This is a genomic window from Tamlana crocina (assembly GCF_012037625.1).
The window spans coordinates 1-401 of record NZ_JAAVJS010000365.1 but is presented as its reverse complement, the minus strand read 5'-3'; the positions used below and the strand labels follow the sequence as shown (position 1 = coordinate 401).

The window sequence follows — 401 nt, the reverse complement described above, 5'->3', positions numbered from 1 at the left end:
GAACACTTCGGAAGAATATTCAGAAATAATGCTGTAATGAGCAGCATGGGAATAACCCAGATCTCTGCTGTTATGGGCAGCTGTGTCGCCGGTGGGGCTTACCTGCCAATTATGAGCGACGAAGCTCTGATTGTGGAAAAGACCGGCAGTATTTTTCTGGCAGGCAGCTACCTGGTAAAAGCAGCTATTGGAGAAAGTATTGACAATGAAACCCTGGGCGGTGCCACTACCCACAGTGAAATTAGCGGGGTGACAGATTACAAGGCAAAAGACGACAAAGACGCTCTCGATACCATTAAAGGCCTACTGGACAAAATTGGTGATTATGAGAAGGCGGGGTACAACAGGAAAGCACCAAAAAAGCCGGTCAAAGATCCGCAGGAGATCTATGGGATCCTTCC

Annotated in this window: 1 protein-coding gene; it reads left to right on the top strand. The window is 47.9% G+C overall.

Translation table 11 applies throughout. The annotated features are described in order from the left end of the window. Positions 1–401: carboxyl transferase domain-containing protein (locus HC176_RS17135; RefSeq protein WP_280818711.1), on the top strand; the 401-nt coding region annotated here is incomplete at both ends.